We start from the raw sequence: 17,816 nt of genomic DNA, 5'->3' as shown, positions 1-17,816 counted from the left end.
ATCGCATGCTCTCCAGTGAGGATGTGATGCGCCGCCGTGCCACGCTGTTGCAGCGCATGCACATCGATGGCGTGCTGTTGATCCTGCTGCTGACGCTCGCCGCCGGCAGCCTGTTCGTCTTGTATTCAGCCAGTGGCAAGAGCTGGGACCTGCTGGCCAAACAGGCCACTTCGTTCGGCATCGGCCTGGTGTCGATGATCGTCATTGCCCAATTCGAGCCGCGCTTCATGGCGCGCTGGGTGCCGGTTGGCTATGTGGTCGGTGTGCTGTTGCTGGTGGTGGTGGATGTCATGGGGCACAACGCCATGGGTGCCACGCGGTGGATCAACATTCCCGGCGTGATCCGCTTCCAGCCATCGGAATTCATGAAGATCCTGATGCCGGCGACCATTGCGTGGTACTTGTCCAAGCGCACCTTGCCGCCGCAACTCAAGCACGTCGGCATCAGCCTGATGTTGATCGGCGTGCCGTTCATTCTGATTGTGCGGCAACCGGACCTAGGCACCTCGCTGCTGATCCTGGCCGGCGGTGCGTTCGTGCTGTTCATGGGTGGCCTGCGCTGGCGCTGGATCCTCAGCGTGCTCGCGGCTGCCGTGCCCGTGGCCATTGCCATGTGGTTCTTCATCATGCACGACTACCAGAAGCAGCGGATCCTGACGTTCCTCGATCCGGAGAGCGATCCGCTGGGCACCGGCTGGAACATCATTCAATCGAAGGCCGCCATCGGTTCCGGCGGCGTGTTCGGCAAGGGCTGGCTGCTGGGCACCCAGTCACACCTGGACTTCCTCCCGGAAAGCCATACCGACTTCATTATTGCGGTGATGGGCGAAGAGTTCGGTCTGGTCGGTATCTGCGCGCTGCTGTTGATCTACCTGCTGTTGATTGGCCGTGGCCTGGTGATTACCGCGCAGGCCCAGACGCTGTTCGGCAAGTTGCTGGCGGGCGCCTTGACCATGACGTTTTTTGTATATGTTTTCGTCAACATCGGTATGGTCAGTGGCCTGTTGCCGGTGGTGGGGGTGCCGTTGCCGTTCATTAGCTACGGAGGAACTTCGCTGGTGACGCTGCTGTCAGCGTTTGGGGTTTTGATGTCGATCCATACCCATCGCAAGTGGATCGCACAGGTTTGAATAAGGTGAAGAGTTCAATGCAAGTAATGCGTGGCTGGGCGACTCGATACGCTCCGTGGGTCGGCCTGGTAAGCATCCTTGGCAGCGCGCAGGAAGCGTTGGCCGGCGATTACGAAGGCTCACCGCAGGTGGCCGAATTCGTCGGTGAGATGACCCGCGACTACGGTTTCGCCGGTGAGCAGTTGATGGGCGTGTTCCGTGAGGCCGAGCGCAAACAGTCGATTCTGGACGCCATTTCGAAACCCGCCGAGCGGGTCAAGCAGTGGAACGAATACCGCCCGATGTTCATCACCGATGCGCGAATCGCCCGTGGTGTGGATTTCTGGCGTCAGCATGAGGCCGTGCTGGCCCGTGCCGAGCAGGAATACGGCGTGCCAGCCCAGGTTATCGTCGCGATCATCGGCGTTGAGACCTTTTTCGGTCGCAATACCGGTAATTTCCGGGTAATTGATGCCTTGTCGACGCTGGGTTTCGACTATCCTCCCCGTGCCGAATTTTTCCGCAAGGAATTGCGTGAGTTCCTGTTGCTGGCGCGGGAAGAGCAGGTCGATCCATTGACCCTCAAAGGTTCCTACGCCGGTGCCATGGGCCTGCCGCAGTTCATGCCGAGCAGCTTTCGCGCCTACGCGGTGGACTTCGACGGGGATGGCCACATCAATATCTGGAACAACCCGGACGATGCCATCGGCAGCGTTGCCAGTTACTTCAAGCATCATGGCTGGGTCGCCGGCGAACCGGTGGTCAGCCGCGCCGATGTGCGGGGAGATCAGGTCGACGAAGGTTTGACCACCGGCATCGAGCCGACTAAAACCGTCGGAGAGTTGCGGGCCCTGGGCTGGTCAAGTCATGATGCGCTGCGCGATGATATGCCGGTTACCGCATTCCGACTGGAAGGCGACAATGGCCCTGAATACTGGATGGGCCTGAAGAATTTTTACGCGATCACGCGTTATAACCGCAGCGTGATGTACGCCATGGCCGTACATCAACTGTCTGAACAGCTGGTCCAAGCACGGGGCGTCAAGTAATGCGGGCATTGCCTATGAATAAACCCCTGAAGCTGATGGCATTTGCCGCGCTGGCGGTGCTGGTCGCCAGTTGTTCGACCAGCCGCTCTCCGGCGCAGAAGTCCTCCACCGCCGTGCGTTCCGCACCGGGGCTGGACATCAACCGCGCTCACAAGGATGGCGCGCCGTGGTGGGACGTCGATGTTTCGCGCATCCCGGACGCCACACCGACCCTGCACACTGGCCCATACAAGGCCGCCCCGTACTCGGTACTGGGCAAAACCTACTTTCCGCTGCAAGAGTCCAAGACCTACGTGCAGTCGGGTACGGCGTCCTGGTACGGCACCAAGTTCCATGGTCAGAACACCGCCAACGGCGAAGTCTATGACCTGTACGGCATGAGTGCCGCTCACAAGACCTTGCCGCTGCCGAGTTACGTTCGGGTGACCAACCTGGACAACAACAAGACGGTGATCTTGCGGGTCAACGACCGTGGACCGTTCTACTCCGACCGGATAATCGACTTGTCGTACGCCGCCGCCAAGAAGCTCGGCTACGCCGAAACCGGCACCGCACGGGTCAAGGTCGAAGGCATCGATCCACAGCAATGGTGGGCCGCGAAGGGCCGTCCGGCGCCTTTAATGCTCAACGAGCCGCAAGTCGCGCAGAATAGCGCCCCGGTCATAACGGCGTCGGCCGGCACGGTCGAGCAATGGACACCTCCGCCGCAGCAACACGCCGCCGCCGTCGTCCCTGTTCAGCTTGCCGACGCAAAAAAAAACGCTTCTGCACCAGCCTCTGGCCAGTATCTGCAGGTGGGCGCGTTCGCCAACCCGGACGCTGCAGAACTGCTGAGGTCGAAGCTCAGCGGGATGGTGAGCGCTCCGGTGTTCATCAGCTCGATCGTGCGCAATCAGCAGACCCTGCACCGGGTGCGCATGGGGCCGATCGGTTCGCCGGGTGAAATCCAGCAAGTGCAGAACAGTGTGCGCATGGCCAATCTCGGTTCGCCAAGCGTAGTGACTGAGTAATACGTAGAACTTGATTGACGGTTCATCTGCGGTATTGGGGGGTGAACCAGGTTGTTGGCTCGTCGAAGAACAAAAGCCCGGCAAAGGGTGGCTGGAGTGAGCAACTGAACACGCGATAACCCGTTAGAAGGTTATTTGATTAGTTTTGCCTTCGGGCAGTTTCCATTAGCGATTTCGAGAGACGGATGAACATCACCACCTTTGCCAAACGCCTGTGCCTTCTAGTCCCGCTGCTTCTCTCACCTGCCGCGTTCGCGGTCGAGATGATGCCGTCGCCACCGCAACTGGCCGCCAAGGCCTACGTGCTCATGGACGCCAGCAGCGGCAACGTGCTGGTCGAAAACAATGGTGACCAGCGTCTGCCGCCAGCCAGCCTGACCAAGCTGATGACCGCGTACATTGCGACGCTGGAAATCCGTCGTGGCCAGATCGGCGAAAACGATCCGGTGACCGTCAGCGAAAACGCCTGGCGTACCGGCGGTTCGCGGATGTTCATCAAGGTCGGCTCGCAGGTGACTGTCAGCGACCTGCTGCACGGCATCATCATCCAGTCGGGCAACGACGCCAGTGTTGCGCTCTCCGAGCACATCGCCGGCAGCGAAGACGCCTTCGCCGACATGATGAACAAAACCGTCGGCGACCTGGGCATGACCAACAGCCACTTCATGAACCCGACCGGTCTGCCGAACCCAGAGCACTATTCGTCGGCCCACGACATGGCGGTGCTGGCTCGCGCGATCATCCACGAAGACCCGGCTCACTATGCGATCTATTCGCAGAAAGAGTTCTTCTGGAACGGCATCAAGCAACCTAACCGCAACCTGCTGCTGTGGCGCGACAAGACCGTCGACGGTCTGAAAACCGGTCACACCGACGAAGCGGGTTACTGCATGGTGTCCTCGGCCGTACGTGATGGCATGCGCCTGATCGCCGTGGTATTCGGTACCAACAGCGAAGTGGCTCGCGCCGCTGAAACCCAGAAGCTGCTGACCTACGGTTTCCGCTTCTTTGAAACCCAGACCTTCTATCAGAAGGGCGCCGAGCTGGCTCAGGCTCCTGTCTGGAAGGGCGCCACCAATCAGGTCAAGGCCGGTCTGGCTGAAGACCTGACCATGACCCTGCCAAAAGGCCAGCTGAAAAAGCTCGCCGCCAGCATGACCATGAACCCGCAACTGGTTGCGCCAATCGCCAAGGGTGACGTGATCGGCAAGGTCGAAGTCAAACTGGACGACAAGGTGGTGCACAGCGCCGACCTGATCGCTCTGGACGGCGTCGAAGAGGGTGGTATCTTCCGTCGCATGTGGGATAGCATCCGTCTATTCTTCTACGGCTTGTTCAACTGATAGTGTGCTCCTGCAAGGCCCCGTGCTGATCCGGCGCGGGGCTTTGCCGTCGCCACGGCTTACGCTTACGAGGCCGTTACGCCATGACCGATACCGAAGTAAAGGCGCCTAAGATCGAATTCCCTGCCACCGATTACCCGGTTAAGGTGATCAGCGACACGGGTGTGGGCAACAAGGACAAGATCATCGACATCGTCCGCAAGCACGCCACGATCAACGATGAGCGTGTGGACGAACGTCAAAGCAGCAACGGCAAGTACACCACGATTCAACTGCACATCGTCGCGACCGACCAGGATCAGCTGTACAACATCAACAGCGAACTGCGGGCTACCGGTTTCGTGCACATGGTGCTCTGATGTCCGGCACGCTGGGCTTTCGCGAGCTCGGCCAGATGGCTTACGAGCCGGTCTGGCATGCCATGCAACGCTTCACCAACGAACGCGGCAGCGATGCGCCCGACGAGATCTGGCTGGTCGAACACCCGCCGGTCTTCACTCAGGGGCAGGCCGGCAAGGCCGAGCACTTGTTGCTGCCGGGAGATATCCCGGTGGTGCAGGTAGATCGCGGTGGCCAGGTGACGTATCACGGCCCCGGGCAACTGGTGGCGTATCTGTTGCTGGACGTGCGCAAGCTGGGTTTCGGCGTACGCGACCTGGTGAGCCGGATGGAGTCTTGCCTGATCGAGCTGCTCGCCAGTTACGGCGTGACTGCTGCGGCCAAGCCGGATGCACCGGGTGTTTATGTCGACGGTGCGAAAATCGCTTCCCTGGGTCTGCGGATCCGCCACGGTTGTTCCTTTCATGGCCTGGCCCTGAACGTGGATATGAACCTGGAACCGTTTCGACGGATTAATCCCTGCGGCTACGCCGGGCTGGCGATGACCCAGCTGAGCGACCATGCAGGATCGATTGAATTTGCCGAGGTAAGTGCCCGGCTGCGCGCGCAGCTCGTCAAACACCTCGACTATGCTGAGCAGACGACCCTAACGGGCGGAATCGACTGATATGACTACTGATGCAGTGCAAACCATGATCCCGACGCTGGATGTCACCGAGCGTCCGGCCCCGCGTGCCAAGGTTGAAGCCGGCGTTAAGCTGCGCGGCGCCGAGAAGGTTGCACGCATCCCGGTAAAGATCATTCCGACCACTGAGCTGCCGAAAAAGCCTGACTGGATTCGCGTACGCATCCCGGTGTCTCCGGAAGTCGACCGCATCAAGGCCCTGTTGCGCAAACACAAGCTGCACAGCGTGTGCGAAGAAGCCTCCTGCCCGAACCTGGGCGAGTGCTTCTCTGGTGGCACCGCGACCTTCATGATCATGGGTGACATCTGCACCCGTCGCTGCCCGTTCTGCGACGTGGGTCACGGTCGTCCGAAGCCACTGGACGTCAACGAGCCGGAAAGCCTGGCCATCGCCATCGCCGACTTGAAACTCAAGTACGTGGTGATCACCTCGGTAGACCGCGACGACCTGCGTGACGGCGGTGCCCAGCACTTTGCCGACTGCATCCGCGAAATCCGCAAGCTGTCGCCGAACGTGCAGCTCGAAACCCTGGTCCCGGACTACCGTGGCCGCATGGACATCGCGCTGCAAATCACCGCCGCCGAGCCGCCGGATGTGTTCAACCACAACCTGGAAACCGTGCCGCGCCTGTACAAGGCTGCACGTCCGGGTTCGGACTACCAGTGGTCGCTGACCCTGCTGCAACGCTTCAAACAGATGATGCCGCACATTCCGACCAAGTCCGGCCTGATGCTGGGTCTGGGCGAGACCGACGAAGAAGTCATCGAAGTCATGAAGCGCATGCGCGAACACGACATCGACATGCTGACCCTGGGCCAGTACCTGCAGCCTTCGCGCAGTCACTTGCCGGTACAGCGTTTCGTGCACCCGGACACCTTCGCCTGGTTCGCCGAGGAAGGTTACAAGATGGGCTTCAAGAACGTCGCTTCCGGTCCGCTGGTTCGCTCCTCGTACCACGCCGACGAGCAGGCGAAGTTGGTCAAGGCCGAGCTGATGTCGTCCTGATAGCGAATGATCGCATTCCCCTGTAGGAGCTGCCGCAGGCTGCGATTTTTTGATCTTGTTTTTAAAACCATCAAAAGATCGCAGCCTCGTTGCACTCGACAGCTCCTACAGGGCTCGTGGTCAATCGTGGGAGATTCAAGGTGACCGTTCGACCGACCCACACCCTCTGTCCTCATGCTCCGGTTCCAGCGTTGCCGTCGGAAGGGCTGATCGCTGTCATTGCGCCTGCCGGGCCTGCACCGCTGGACACCGATAAAGCCGTGCAATGGATGCGCGCCCGTGGCTATTCTCTAAAGATTTTCCCCGGCGTCTACGAGAAGGACGGCTACCTGGCCGGCAGCGATGAGGTGCGGCTCAATGACCTGCACGCTGCGTTCGCCGATGACGAAGTCGACGCCATCATTTGCCTGCGTGGGGGATACGGCACGCCGAGGTTGCTTGATCGCATTGATTTCGAATTGCTGCGCAACAACGCCAAGCCGTTCATCGGCTACAGCGACATTACTGCGCTGCATCTGGCGATCAGTCGTTATGCCGGCTTCGTGACGTTCCATGGTCCATTGCTCAATGCCGACCTGCTGGGCGACAGGCAAAAGCCCACCGAGCCTTCATTTTTCAACATGCTGCGGGGGCAGGTGAAGGCGGGCAGCGTAATGGCGCACCCCGTGGCCTATCCGTTGACGACGATCGAGCCGGGCATCGCCCATGGTCGTTTGCTGGGCGGCAATCTGTCGATGATTGCTGCGACCATGGGTACGCCTTATGAAATCGATGCCGAGGGCGTCATTCTGTTCATTGAAGATATCAACGAGCCGCTATACCGCATCGACCGTATGCTGACGCAACTGCGGCTGGCCGGCGTTTTGGGCAAGTTGCGCGGCGTGCTGGTGGGGGATGTGGCGGGAGTCGAGGTGCTTGCGCTGGAGCGGTTGCTCAAGCAGACGTTCGAGCCTTTGCGCATTCCGGTGTTGTCCGGGTGGCGCAGCGGGCATTGTGATCCGAATCTGACATTGCCGATGGGGGCGTTGGTCAGGCTGGATGCGGGGAACAAGGAGTTGGTGTTGGAGCAGGATGTGGTGGTCAGGAGATAGGTTCTCATCGCCTGGTAGTCTGTCTTCGCGAGCAAGCCCGCTCCCACATTCGACCGTATTCCTATGATAGAACGCGGTTAAATGTGGGAGCGGGCTTGCTCGCGAAAGCGGTGTTAGCCATACGGCAAATTATCGGTTACGAAGGCCTTCCAGCAACTTGTGCGTCGGATAACCATCCGCCGGCCAGCCAAACGACTGCTGTGCGCTACGGATCGCTTTACGAGTGTTAGCGCCGATGATGCCGTCCGCTGTACCCGCGTCGTAGTTCTGGGCGCTCAGCAGGTTTTGCAGCTCGATCCGTTCGGTACGGCTCAGCGGCAGATCATCTTTGGGCCACGTGCCACTGATCAGCCCCGCGCCATTGAAGCGCTCGGACAACAGGCTCACCCCGAGGGCATAGGACGACGAGTTGTTGTACTTGAGGATCGCACGGAAGTTATCGAGGACCAGGAAGGCCGGGCCTCGATAGCCTGCCGGCAACAGCAGCGCCGCGGACAATTGCTCTGAGCCTGCCGGGACCTGGCCACCGTTTGGCAGCGTAACTCCCAGTTGCCGCCACTCGGCGACACTCTTGCGAATCGTGCCATCGGCCAGCACGTAGTTGAAGCCGCTCGGAAGCTGGACTTCAAAGCCCCATGGTTGGCCTCTCTGCCAGCCAGAGCTCTGCAGGTAATGCGCGGTCGAGGCCAGTGCGTCAGCCGAACTGCCCCAGATATCGCGACGGCCGTCGCCATCGAAATCCACGGCGTGGGTGTTGTAGGTGGTCGGGATGAACTGGGTCTGGCCCATGGCGCCGGCCCAGGAACCGAGCATTTTCTCGGGTTCGATATCACCCTGTTGCAGGATTTGCAGTGCGGCGATCAATTGCGCGTGGGCAAATCCAGGGCGCCGGCCTTCGTAGGCCAGGGTTGCCAGAGAATTGATCACTGACTTGCTGCCCTGGAACTGGCCGAAGTTACTCTCCATGCCCCACACGGCCACCAGCGCCTGACGATCGACGCCATAACGCTGTTCGATGCTTTGCAGGACGCCGGCATATTGCTCGACCAGTGCCTGGCCTTTGCGAACCCGCAGCGGTGACAGGGCGCCATCAAGGTATTCCCACACCGGTTTTGCGAATTCCGGCTGGCTGCGATCGGCACGAATCACACTGGGGTCGAAGCTGACATTGGCGAAAGCGCGATCGAACAGATCGGCGCGGATACCCGCGGCCAGGGCATCCTTGCGGAAACCCGCCTGCCATTCGGCGAAGGTCTGGGTTGGCTGGATGTCGAGGTTTTCACCGTTCGGAACCACAGGCGGAATGACCGCTGGGGCGGTGGCGACGGGGAGGGATTGAAGCGGCTGGGCGTCGGCGGCGGTGGGTTTTTCCGCGCAGGCGACTAGCAAAACGAGGCTGGAGGCAGCAATCAATTGGCGTAGGTGCCAACGACGGGAAAGACAAAAGGGCATGCACGGGTCCAGGAAATACGGATCAGGTACAGACCTTAACATGTTGAGCGGATGCTTGCCTTTCAGGCCGCCAGAAAGTAAGAAGCCTCCCAGCTATTAGACTGGAAGGCTTCGCGGCGGTAGCTGCCTTTGCCCTTGCCGGCTCGTTCCTGACGGCTGCGGAACAGTGGCTGGGCGATGATGGATTTGGCCTTGTTGGGGCCGTGTTTGGACGGCTTTTTGCTCATGGTGATATCTCTCGATTGAGTGGGTTTTGCGGGGGCAATAATCTGCCGAAGTCGGGGTTCTGTCTATAGGGCGGATGGATGCGGGTTTTGTAGGAAGGAAGATCAAAAGATCGCAGCCTGCGGCAGCTCCTACATAAGAAAGCGATCTCTTGTAGGAGCTGCCGCAGGCTGCGATCTTTGATTTATTCGGCAGGCAACGACAATCTCTGGCCAGCCATCAACAACGTCAATCGACTCAAGCTCATCCACGGCGAACCGGCAGCCTGGCCTTTGATCTGCGCGTCGATGCGCTGTGCTTCGAGCAGCAACTGCGCCCAGCGTTGCGCCGAGTAGCGTTGCAGGGCCTTGCTCATCAGTGGTTTGCGCTTGTCCCAAACCGGTGGCTTGGCCTGGCTGAAGGCCTTGTCCAGCGGTGTGCCCTGACTGTATTGCAGGGAAATATTGGCCAGCAGTCGCAGCTCCCGGGCCAGCGCCCAGAGAATTACCGGTGGCTCGACGCCTTCACCGCGCAGCCCTTCGAGCATGCGTAGCGCGTGGGCGGCTTCGCCGTTGAGAATCGCATCGGTCAACCCGAAGACATCGAAACGCGCACTGTCGGCCACCGCAGCCTGCACGGTTTCGACGGTGATCTGTCCGCCCTCGGCCATCAGTTTGAGCTTTTCGATTTCCTGGGCGGCGGCCAGCAGGTTGCCCTCGACTCGCGCAGCGATCAGCTCGACGGCGTCCTGGCTGGCAGAAAGCCCGGCCTGGGACAGACGCTGGCGGATCCAGCTCGGCAGCTGGTTGGCATCCACCGGCCAGATCTGCACGAACTGAGTCTGTTGGCCTTCGACCAGCGCCTTGCCCCACTTGGTTTTCTGCGCGCTGCCATCGAGCTTCGGCAGGCTGATCAGCAACAGCGTGTCTTCGGCCGGTCGCGAGCAGTACTCGATGAGGGCTGCAGCACCTTTGTCACCCGGCTTGCCGGAAGGCAGGCGCAGTTCCAGAAGACGCTTTTCGGCAAACAGCGACATGCTGGCGCCGGCCTGAAGCAACGTACCCCAGTCGAAACTGGCATCGGCGGCGAAGACCTGGCGTTCGTCGAAACCCTGTTGGCGGGCGGCGGTGCGGATTGCGTCAGCGGCTTCCTGACACAGCAACGGGTCGTCGCCGCTGATCACATAGACCGGCGCGAGGGCACCTTGCAGGTGTTTGGCGAGTTGGGCGGGAGCGAGCTTCATAAGAAAGGGCGAACGGGGCGCCTGAGCGCCCCGTAAGTCTTACTGCTGCGGCAGTTCGATAGGCGACTGACGCGGGGTTTCCGCTTCAGCTTTCTGCGCCGCTTCCAGAGCAGCAGCTTCGGCCTTGGCCCTGGCTTCGGCGGTCTGTTGCAATTGGGCCAACTGGGTCGGCGTGAGCTGCTGCAGGCGCAGCATCATGCGTTGTACCAGCTCGCGACGCATTTCCTTGCGCGCATCGGCGGCTTCCTGATCGGAACCCACCAGGTTGTTGCCGTCGTGGATGAAGACCTTCTGTACTTCGAGCTTATCGTCGATCAGCGAGAGGTTGCCCTGGCTGAGGATGTTGTAGCTGAGCACGGTGTTCAACTGATACTCGCCCGTACGACCGGCACCGGCGTAGCTGAGGATGCGCTGGGTTTCCTGCTCGTCGGTCAGCACCAGTTTGTACGGTGCGCCGGTGTAGACCTTGACGCCGCTGCTATCGAGTACCTGACGCAGTTGGGTCACGGTTTCGCCATAGGCGTTGCGGGCACTGAGGTCCAGTTCCTTGATCGCCAGTTCGGTGGTGCCGGTGCCGCGCAGCTGGAAACCGCAGGCGCTCAGCAGAACCGCGAGGCCCATCACCAGCAAATTGCGTTTGATCATTGTGTTGCTCCCCTTGAAACCATGTGGGCCGATCATGCGGCCCGAAAGGTTTTACTTGGCGCCAGGCGAACCTGACGCCCGATCCAATTAGCTGGCGACGATATTGACCAGTTTCCCGGGCACTACGATCACTTTACGAATAGTCAGGCCATCGACGAAGCGCAACACGTTTTCGTTGGCGCGTGCGGCGGCTTCGACTTCTTCGCGTGTCGCGCTGGCCGGCATTTCGATCTGGCCGCGCAATTTGCCATTGACCTGGATGACCAGCGTCAGGCTGTCCTGCACCAGTGCGCTGTCGTCCTGCACCGGCCAACCGGCGTCGATCACAGGGTTAGCGTGACCCAGTTGATTCCACAGTTCGTGGCTGATGTGCGGCGTGATCGGAGCCAGCAGCAGGGTCACGGTTTCCAGACCTTCGTGAATCAGTGCGCGATCCTGTTCGGTGGCGTGCGCGGCTTTTTCCAGCACGTTCATCAGCGTCATCACCTGGGCGATGGCGGTGTTGAATTTGTGGTTCTGGCCGACGTCCTGGCTGGCCTGCTTGATCGCCAGGTGAATCGAACGGCGAACGGCTTTCTGCTCGTCATTCAGGCTGGCGACGTCCAGTTTGCCCGGCAGGCCCTGGGTGACGTGGGCTTGAGCCAGACGCCAGACGCGCTTGAGGAAACGGTGCGAACCTTCTACGCCGGAGTCGGACCATTCCGCGCTCATGTCAGGTGGCGAAGCGAACATCATGAACAGGCGGCAGGTGTCTGCGCCGAACTGATCGATCATCGACTGTGGGTCGACGCCGTTGTTCTTCGACTTGGCCATCTTCTCGGTGCCGCCGATTTCCACCGGCAAGCCATCGGCCTTCAACTTGGCGCTGATCACCTTGGCTTTGCTGTCACGCTCAAGTTCGACGTCCGCCGGGTTGAACCAGGTGTAGGCGCCATTGGCTTCGCGACGATAGTAAGTCTCGGCGATCACCATGCCCTGGGTCAGCAGGTTCTTGAACGGCTCGTTGGAGCTCACCAGGCCTTCGTCGCGCATCAGCTTGTGGAAGAAGCGCGCGTAGAGCAGGTGAAGAATCGCGTGTTCGATACCGCCGATGTACTGATCCACCGGCAACCAGTGGTCGGCCGCCGATTTTTCCACCAGACCGCCTTCATACTGCGGCGAGGCGTAGCGAGCGTAGTACCACGAGGACTCGACGAAGGTGTCCATGGTGTCGGTTTCACGCTTGGCAGGCTGGCCGCATTTCGGGCAGCTGCACTCGTAGAACTCGGGCATGCGGGCCAGTGGCGAACCGGCGCCGTCCGGCACAACGTCTTCCGGCAGCACGACCGGCAGTTGATCTTCCGGCACCGGCACGTCACCGCAGGTGGTGCAGTGGATGATCGGGATCGGGCAGCCCCAGTAACGCTGGCGGCTGATGCCCCAGTCACGCAGACGGAACTGGGTACGCGAGGCGCCCAGTTCTTTCTTGATCAGTGCGACTTCGATGGCGTCGAAGGCGCCGGCAAAGTCGAGACCGTCGAACTCGCCGGAATTGATCAGCGTGCCGTGCTCGCCGTAGGCGTCTTGCCATGGCGACGGGTTAGTGTCACCGGAGCTGGTGCGCACCACGGATTTGATCGGCAGGTTGTACTTGTGGGCGAATTCGAAATCGCGCTCGTCGTGAGCCGGAACCGCCATCACCGCGCCATCGCCGTAGTGCATCAGCACATAGTTGGCGACCCAGACCGGCAGCTTTTCGCCCGTCAGCGGGTGCTCGACGAACAGGCCGGTCGGCACACCTTTTTTCTCTTGAGTGGCGACGTCGGCTTCAGCCACGCTGCCACCTTTGCATTCAGCGATGAACGCTTGCAGCTCAGAATTGTTCTGCGCGGCCAGGGTAGCCAGGTGGTGTTCGGCGGCTACGGCGACGTAAGTCGCGCCCATCAGGGTGTCCGGACGGGTGGTGAAGACTTTCAGTGTGCCGGTTTCGCCGATGGAGTCGACGTTGTACGGGAACTGCACTTCCATGCCGCGGGATTTGCCGATCCAGTTGCGCTGCATGGTCTTGACCTGTTCAGGCCAGCCCGGCAGTTCGTCGAGACTCTCCAGCAGCTCATCCGCGTAGGCGGTGATCTTGAAGTAGTACATCGGGATTTCGCGCTTTTCGATCAGCGCGCCGGAACGCCAGCCGCGACCGTCGATCACCTGTTCGTTGGCCAGAACGGTCTGGTCGATCGGGTCCCAGTTCACGGTGCCGCTTTTCTTGTAGATCACGCCTTTTTCGAACAGGCGAGTGAACAGCCATTGTTCCCAGCGGTAGTAATCAGGCTTGCAGGTGGTCACTTCGCGCGACCAGTCCACCGCCAGGCCAAGGCTGCGCAGCTGGGTTTTCATGTAGGCGATGTTTTCGTAGGTCCATTTGGCGGGCGCTACGTTGTTCTTCATCGCAGCGTTTTCCGCCGGCATGCCGAAGGCGTCCCAACCCATGGGTTGCAGAACGTTCTTGCCTTGCATGCGCTGGTAGCGGGAGATCACGTCGCCGATGGTGTAGTTGCGCACGTGCCCCATGTGTAGCTTGCCGCTGGGGTAAGGGAACATCGACAGGCAGTAGTAAGTCTCCTTGCCTGGCTGTTCACTGACTTCAAAGGACTTTTGCTCGTCCCAGAACGACTGGGCGGCGGCTTCGATTTCACGGGGCTGATATTGTTCGTGCATGGCTACTTTTGAACTGAATAGGGGTGGCCTAATCCTCTTCAATGCAACGCTGGACGATGAATGCGCCAATTCGGCGTTTCGGTGTCCAGTCGAGCTGGAAGTGGAGTTACAGGAAGCGCCGTAGCATACATGACCGCACTCTACCGAGGGAAACCCTGATTGCTGTCGCGCGTCTCGCGAAAATCGCTGCGAGGGCCGTTGGTCGCGGCGTCCAGCCGGTTTGTTCATGGAAGCTAAGCTCTAACTGGGGAGTAGGTCTTATCTTCCAATGAGGTGAGGGATGGTTGATTCACAGCAAAAAGCTACAAAACCGGAGCTGTACGAAAGACTGATCGATCGTCTGGGCATGGCCCTGGAAGCGGCAAAAACCGCTGGCCGGCTGCGCGATGAACGTCCGCTGGAGCTGGAATTGCGTGGCCTGAGCCCCGCTGAGTTTGCCCTGGTCAAGGCGTATCTGGATCGCAGTGAACGTGAGACACACGGATGCTTGTCCGAAGCAGTGAAGCAACTCGACGCACCACGTTCAGCCAAGATTATCTGGCTCAAGGACAAGGTCCCCGGCAGAGACGCGGTAAAGGTCCGGTCTTTGCAGTTCAAGTAAGGGCACAGAGCCATGCTCCATGATTTTTTGAAGCATAGTCCTTCCGTATTTATTGTCGCATTGCGTCAATCCACTTAGGCTTCGGGCATCTCAGGGAGATGCTCGATGCCTTTTCGTTATTTCGTGAAACAACTTCTACTGCCGCCCGGCATTTTATTGCTGCTGCTTTTGCTTGCGTGGTGGTTGCGCCGCTCAAGGCCGAGGCTTGCCGGCGTGTGCTTTGCGCTGGGTTTTGGCGGCTTTTGGCTGATGAGCCTGCCAATTGTCGTGCAATGGAGCGCCGAACTTCTGGAACGTGAACCCCCGCTGGCGCCTGATGAGTGGGCGACGTTGGCACAACACGCGGATGCGATTGTATTGCTGGGCTCTGGGCGTGAGCGCGGCGATCCGGCGTGGGGAGCCGATCAGCCGACCGGTGTCGGTCTGGAGCGTCAGCGCTATGCGGCCCGTCTGGCGAAGGCTTCGGGTTTGCCGATTCTGACGACTGGCGGCCTGCATTACGGCACGCCGCCCACCGAGGCACAGCTGATGGCTGACTCGTTGCGCGATGATTTCGGCGTGGCCGTACGTTGGCAGGAAGGCGAAAGCCGTACCACTTGGGAAAATGCACAGTTGAGTGCCAAGGTGCTACTGCCCGAAGGAATCAAGCGCGTGGTGCTCGTGACGCAAGCCTGGCACATGCCGCGAGCAGTCTGGAGTTTCCGGAAGGTCGGGTTTGAGGTGGTGCCGGCGCCGATGGGGTTTCTTGGTGTAGACAATGCCCGGCCACTGGGAGGCTGGTTGCCGGAGTTCAAGTCGATCTGGCAGAGCGGGCAATTGATGAATGAAGCGGTGGGGCAGATCGGGTATTCGTTGTTTTACCGTTGAAGGTCAAAAGATCGCAGCCAGCGGCAACTCCTACAGGGGATTTCGTACATCCTGTAGGAGCTGCCGCAGGCAGCGATCTTTTTATTCGGCGATACTTAAACGGTTTTCGCCATCCGGCTCGCCACCAGCGCCCAGCCAAACAGCAACACACAAACAAAGATCAGCGGCCACGAGCGCCATTGCAGATACGGCGTCAGGTTGTGCATCGGCACGACTTCGCCGTAAAGGATGCCGCGCTCGAATTGCGGAATCTGTTCGGTGATCTGGCCGAACGGGTTGATCAGGCCGGTCACGCCATTGTTGGTGGCACGGATCATCCAGCGACCCGCTTCCAATGCGCGCATCTGTGCCATCTGCAAATGTTGCAGCGGACCGATCGAAGTACCGAACCAGGTGTCGTTGCTGATGGTCAGCAACAGATCGCTTTGGGCGGCCAGGCCGGCGGCAAATTCCGGATACACCACTTCGTAGCAGATGAACGGTGCGATCTGGTAACCCTTGGCCTGCAACATGGCCTGGTCGGCCGGGCCGCGGGCGAAGTCCGACATTGGCAGGTCGAAAAACGCGATCAGCCCGCGCAGCACATCCTGCAACGGCACGTATTCGCCGAACGGCACCAATTTCTGCTTGAGGTAGGTGCCATCGCCTTCGCCCACCACGGTAATGCCGTTGAAGAAGCGTTTCTCATGACGGACGACTTCGCGAATCGGCACGCCGGTAATCAGTGCCGAGCCGCGTTCGGCAGCGAATTTGCCCATCATGTCCAGGTAGCCCTGTGCGGACTCCTTGAGCACCGGGACCGCAGTTTCTGGCCAGATCAACAGGTCGACGCGCTTGGAGCTGAGACTCATGTCGCGATACAGCGCCAGTTGCGCGTTGAGCTGCGCCGGGTCCCATTTCATGCTTTGTTCGATATTGCCCTGAATCGCCGCGACACTCAGTGGCGCACCCGCCGGGCTGGTCCAGGCGTGATGCTTGAGTGCCATGCCGGCCACCCACGGGCCGACCAGCAGCAGGGCGCCGACTGCGATGAAACCTTTGCGGCCGGTACGAACCAGGCGCATGCCGTTGTAGATAAGCGCTGCGGTCAGGGCCAGGGTGAAGGAAATCAGCCACATGCCACCGACGGGGGCAAGCCCGGTCAAGGGGCCGTCGAGTTGGCTGTAACCGGAATAAAGCCACGGGAAACCGGTGAGAAACCAGCCCCGGAACGCTTCCTGGCCAACCCACAACGCGGCGAATGCCAGGGCATCGGCCAGCGGTGCTTCGTTGCGTCGTAGCCAGCGCGCCCAGATCCAGGCAGGGAGGGCGAAGAACCAGGCAATCGCCGCCGTGAAGATCAGCATCAGGAAACCGGCCAGCAGCACCGATGCGCCACCGAAGTGGTGAATGCTGTAGTAGATCCAGCTGGTGCCGGCGCCAAACAGGCCGAAACCGAAGCACCAGCCGCGACCCAGCGCCTGGCGAGGATTCAGCTCACGCAGCCCGGCATAGAACAGCCCGACCGCCAGCAAGGCCAGCGGCCAGATATCGAACGGCGCCAGGGCCAGTGTGGTGATTGCACCGGCCGCCACGGCCAGCAGGTTACCGGGCCAGCCGGGGCGGGTTGTCCAGCGCATTTCAATCCTTAAATTTTTACCGGGCGATAGGCGTCAAACGTAGCAAATGAATGCGACGGCTGTCGGCATTCAGGATGCGGAAGCGATAGGCGCCGATTTCAGTGATTTCGTTGCGTTTTGGCAAGTGCCCGAACGCGCTCATCACCAGACCGCCGACGGTGTCGAACTCGTCGTCGGAGAATTCGCTGTCGAAGAACTCGTTGAAGTTCTCGATCGGCGTCAGGGCCTTGATCAGGAAGTCACCGCTGGGCAACGGCTTGATGTAGCTGTCTTCTTCGACGTCGTGTTCGTCTTCGATGTCGCCAACGATCTGTTCCAGTACGTCTTCAATGGTCACCAGGCCCGCCACGCCGCCGTACTCGTCAATGACGATGGCCATGTGGTTGTGGTTGGCGCGGAACTCGCGCAGCAACACATTCAGGCGCTTGGATTCCGGCACGAAGGTGGCCGGACGCAGCAGATCCTTGATGTTGAAGTTGTCGCCGTTCTCCTTGAGGATCAACGGCAGCAAGTCCTTGGCCAGCAACACGCCCATCACGTCATCGTGGCTTTCGCCGATCACCGGGTAGCGGGAGTGGGCCGAGTCGACCACGGCGGGCAGGAACTCGCGAGGTGTCTGGGTCGCCTTGATGCTGATCATCTGCGAGCGCGGGACCATGATGTCCCGGACTTGCAGGTCAGCCACCTGGATGGCGCCTTCGACGATGGCCAGCGCTTCGCTGTCCAGCAGTTTGTTCTGATGTGCATCGCGCAGCAGCTCCAGCAGCTCCTGGCGGTTTTTCGGCTCGTGGGCAAAAGCCTGGGTGAGCTTACCCAGCCATGACTTTTGCCCGTTGCTCGATCGATCTTCGCTCATAGC

General features: G+C 60.2%; 17 protein-coding genes. 10 read left to right on the top strand and 7 right to left on the bottom strand.

What is annotated here, in order from left to right:
- Nucleotides 1-26: 26 nt before the first annotated feature.
- The 8 genes from rodA to V6Z53_RS29490 all read left to right on the top strand — a co-directional run bounded on the left by rodA (nt 27) and on the right by V6Z53_RS29490 (nt 7,632).
- A complete protein-coding gene (gene rodA / locus V6Z53_RS29525) occupies nt 27-1,130 on the top strand; it encodes a rod shape-determining protein RodA (RefSeq protein ID WP_338586592.1) in 1,104 nt (367 codons plus the stop codon).
- A 17-nt stretch (nt 1,131-1,147) separates the two neighbouring features.
- On the top strand, nt 1,148-2,158 hold the full coding sequence (gene mltB / locus V6Z53_RS29520) for a lytic murein transglycosylase B (RefSeq protein ID WP_338583301.1): 1,011 nt from the start codon (nt 1,148-1,150) through the stop codon (nt 2,156-2,158).
- Complete coding sequence (locus V6Z53_RS29515) at nt 2,158-3,168, top strand: septal ring lytic transglycosylase RlpA family protein (RefSeq protein WP_338583299.1); 1,011 nt, start codon at nt 2,158-2,160, stop codon at nt 3,166-3,168. Before mltB ends, V6Z53_RS29515 begins: the two co-directional genes overlap by 1 nt.
- Before the next feature lie 185 nt (nt 3,169-3,353).
- Complete coding sequence (locus tag V6Z53_RS29510) at nt 3,354-4,511, top strand: D-alanyl-D-alanine carboxypeptidase family protein (RefSeq protein WP_034148128.1); 1,158 nt, start codon at nt 3,354-3,356, stop codon at nt 4,509-4,511.
- An 83-nt stretch (nt 4,512-4,594) separates the two neighbouring features.
- Nucleotides 4,595-4,870: a DUF493 domain-containing protein gene (locus V6Z53_RS29505; protein WP_338583298.1), complete on the top strand. Its 276-nt coding sequence runs from the start codon at nt 4,595-4,597 to the stop codon at nt 4,868-4,870.
- Nucleotides 4,870-5,517 (top strand): lipoyl(octanoyl) transferase LipB, encoded by a 648-nt coding sequence (gene lipB, locus V6Z53_RS29500; RefSeq protein WP_150701599.1) that lies wholly within the window; start codon nt 4,870-4,872, stop codon nt 5,515-5,517. Before V6Z53_RS29505 ends, lipB begins: the two co-directional genes overlap by 1 nt.
- 25 nt (nt 5,518-5,542) lie before the next feature.
- Nucleotides 5,543-6,541 carry a lipoyl synthase gene (lipA, locus tag V6Z53_RS29495; protein ID WP_338586591.1) on the top strand — a complete coding sequence of 333 codons (999 nt, stop codon included), beginning with the start codon at nt 5,543-5,545 and terminating at the stop codon, nt 6,539-6,541.
- Nucleotides 6,542-6,681: 140 nt separating this feature from the next.
- On the top strand, nt 6,682-7,632 hold the full coding sequence (locus V6Z53_RS29490) for an LD-carboxypeptidase (protein ID WP_338583295.1): 951 nt from the start codon (nt 6,682-6,684) through the stop codon (nt 7,630-7,632).
- A gap of 129 nt (nt 7,633-7,761) precedes the next feature.
- On the opposite strand, the gene V6Z53_RS29485 is transcribed toward V6Z53_RS29490, so the two are convergent.
- The 5 genes from V6Z53_RS29485 to leuS form a co-directional block, all read right to left on the bottom strand.
- Nucleotides 7,762-9,084, bottom strand: coding sequence for a lytic murein transglycosylase (locus V6Z53_RS29485; RefSeq protein ID WP_338583293.1), 1,323 nt, complete (start codon nt 9,082-9,084; stop codon nt 7,762-7,764).
- Between the two features lie 62 nt (nt 9,085-9,146).
- Nucleotides 9,147-9,311, bottom strand: a complete 165-nt coding sequence (gene arfA / locus V6Z53_RS29480; RefSeq protein ID WP_003176285.1) for an alternative ribosome rescue factor ArfA — start codon at nt 9,309-9,311, stop codon at nt 9,147-9,149.
- Nucleotides 9,312-9,493: 182 nt separating this feature from the next.
- Entirely contained in the window at nt 9,494-10,531 is a 1,038-nt protein-coding gene (gene holA / locus V6Z53_RS29475; protein ID WP_338583291.1) for a DNA polymerase III subunit delta, read from the bottom strand.
- A 39-nt stretch (nt 10,532-10,570) separates the two neighbouring features.
- Nucleotides 10,571-11,176 carry an LPS assembly lipoprotein LptE gene (gene lptE, locus V6Z53_RS29470; RefSeq protein WP_338583289.1) on the bottom strand — a complete coding sequence of 202 codons (606 nt, stop codon included), beginning with the start codon at nt 11,174-11,176 and terminating at the stop codon, nt 10,571-10,573.
- Nucleotides 11,177-11,263: 87 nt separating this feature from the next.
- Nucleotides 11,264-13,870 (bottom strand): leucine--tRNA ligase, encoded by a 2,607-nt coding sequence (leuS, locus tag V6Z53_RS29465; RefSeq protein WP_338583287.1) that lies wholly within the window; start codon nt 13,868-13,870, stop codon nt 11,264-11,266.
- Between the two features lie 280 nt (nt 13,871-14,150).
- On the opposite strand from leuS, the gene V6Z53_RS29460 reads away from it, so the two are divergent.
- Both V6Z53_RS29460 and V6Z53_RS29455 read left to right on the top strand, forming a co-directional pair.
- Nucleotides 14,151-14,471 (top strand): hypothetical protein, encoded by a 321-nt coding sequence (locus tag V6Z53_RS29460; protein WP_175387925.1) that lies wholly within the window; start codon nt 14,151-14,153, stop codon nt 14,469-14,471.
- A 105-nt stretch (nt 14,472-14,576) separates the two neighbouring features.
- Nucleotides 14,577-15,338: a YdcF family protein gene (locus tag V6Z53_RS29455; protein WP_338583283.1), complete on the top strand. Its 762-nt coding sequence runs from the start codon at nt 14,577-14,579 to the stop codon at nt 15,336-15,338.
- A 95-nt stretch (nt 15,339-15,433) separates the two neighbouring features.
- Here the strand turns inward: V6Z53_RS29455 and lnt are convergent, their stop codons facing one another.
- Both lnt and V6Z53_RS29445 read right to left on the bottom strand, forming a co-directional pair.
- Entirely contained in the window at nt 15,434-16,957 is a 1,524-nt protein-coding gene (gene lnt, locus V6Z53_RS29450) for an apolipoprotein N-acyltransferase (RefSeq protein WP_338583282.1), read from the bottom strand.
- 16 nt (nt 16,958-16,973) lie between these two features.
- Entirely contained in the window at nt 16,974-17,813 is an 840-nt protein-coding gene (locus V6Z53_RS29445) for an HlyC/CorC family transporter (RefSeq protein ID WP_338583281.1), read from the bottom strand.
- Nucleotides 17,814-17,816 lie beyond the last annotated feature (3 nt).

It is taken from the genome of Pseudomonas sp. MAG733B (assembly GCF_036884845.1).
Taxonomy (GTDB): Bacteria; Pseudomonadota; Gammaproteobacteria; order Pseudomonadales; family Pseudomonadaceae; genus Aquipseudomonas.
This window is presented reverse-complemented; position numbering and strand designations above follow the sequence as displayed.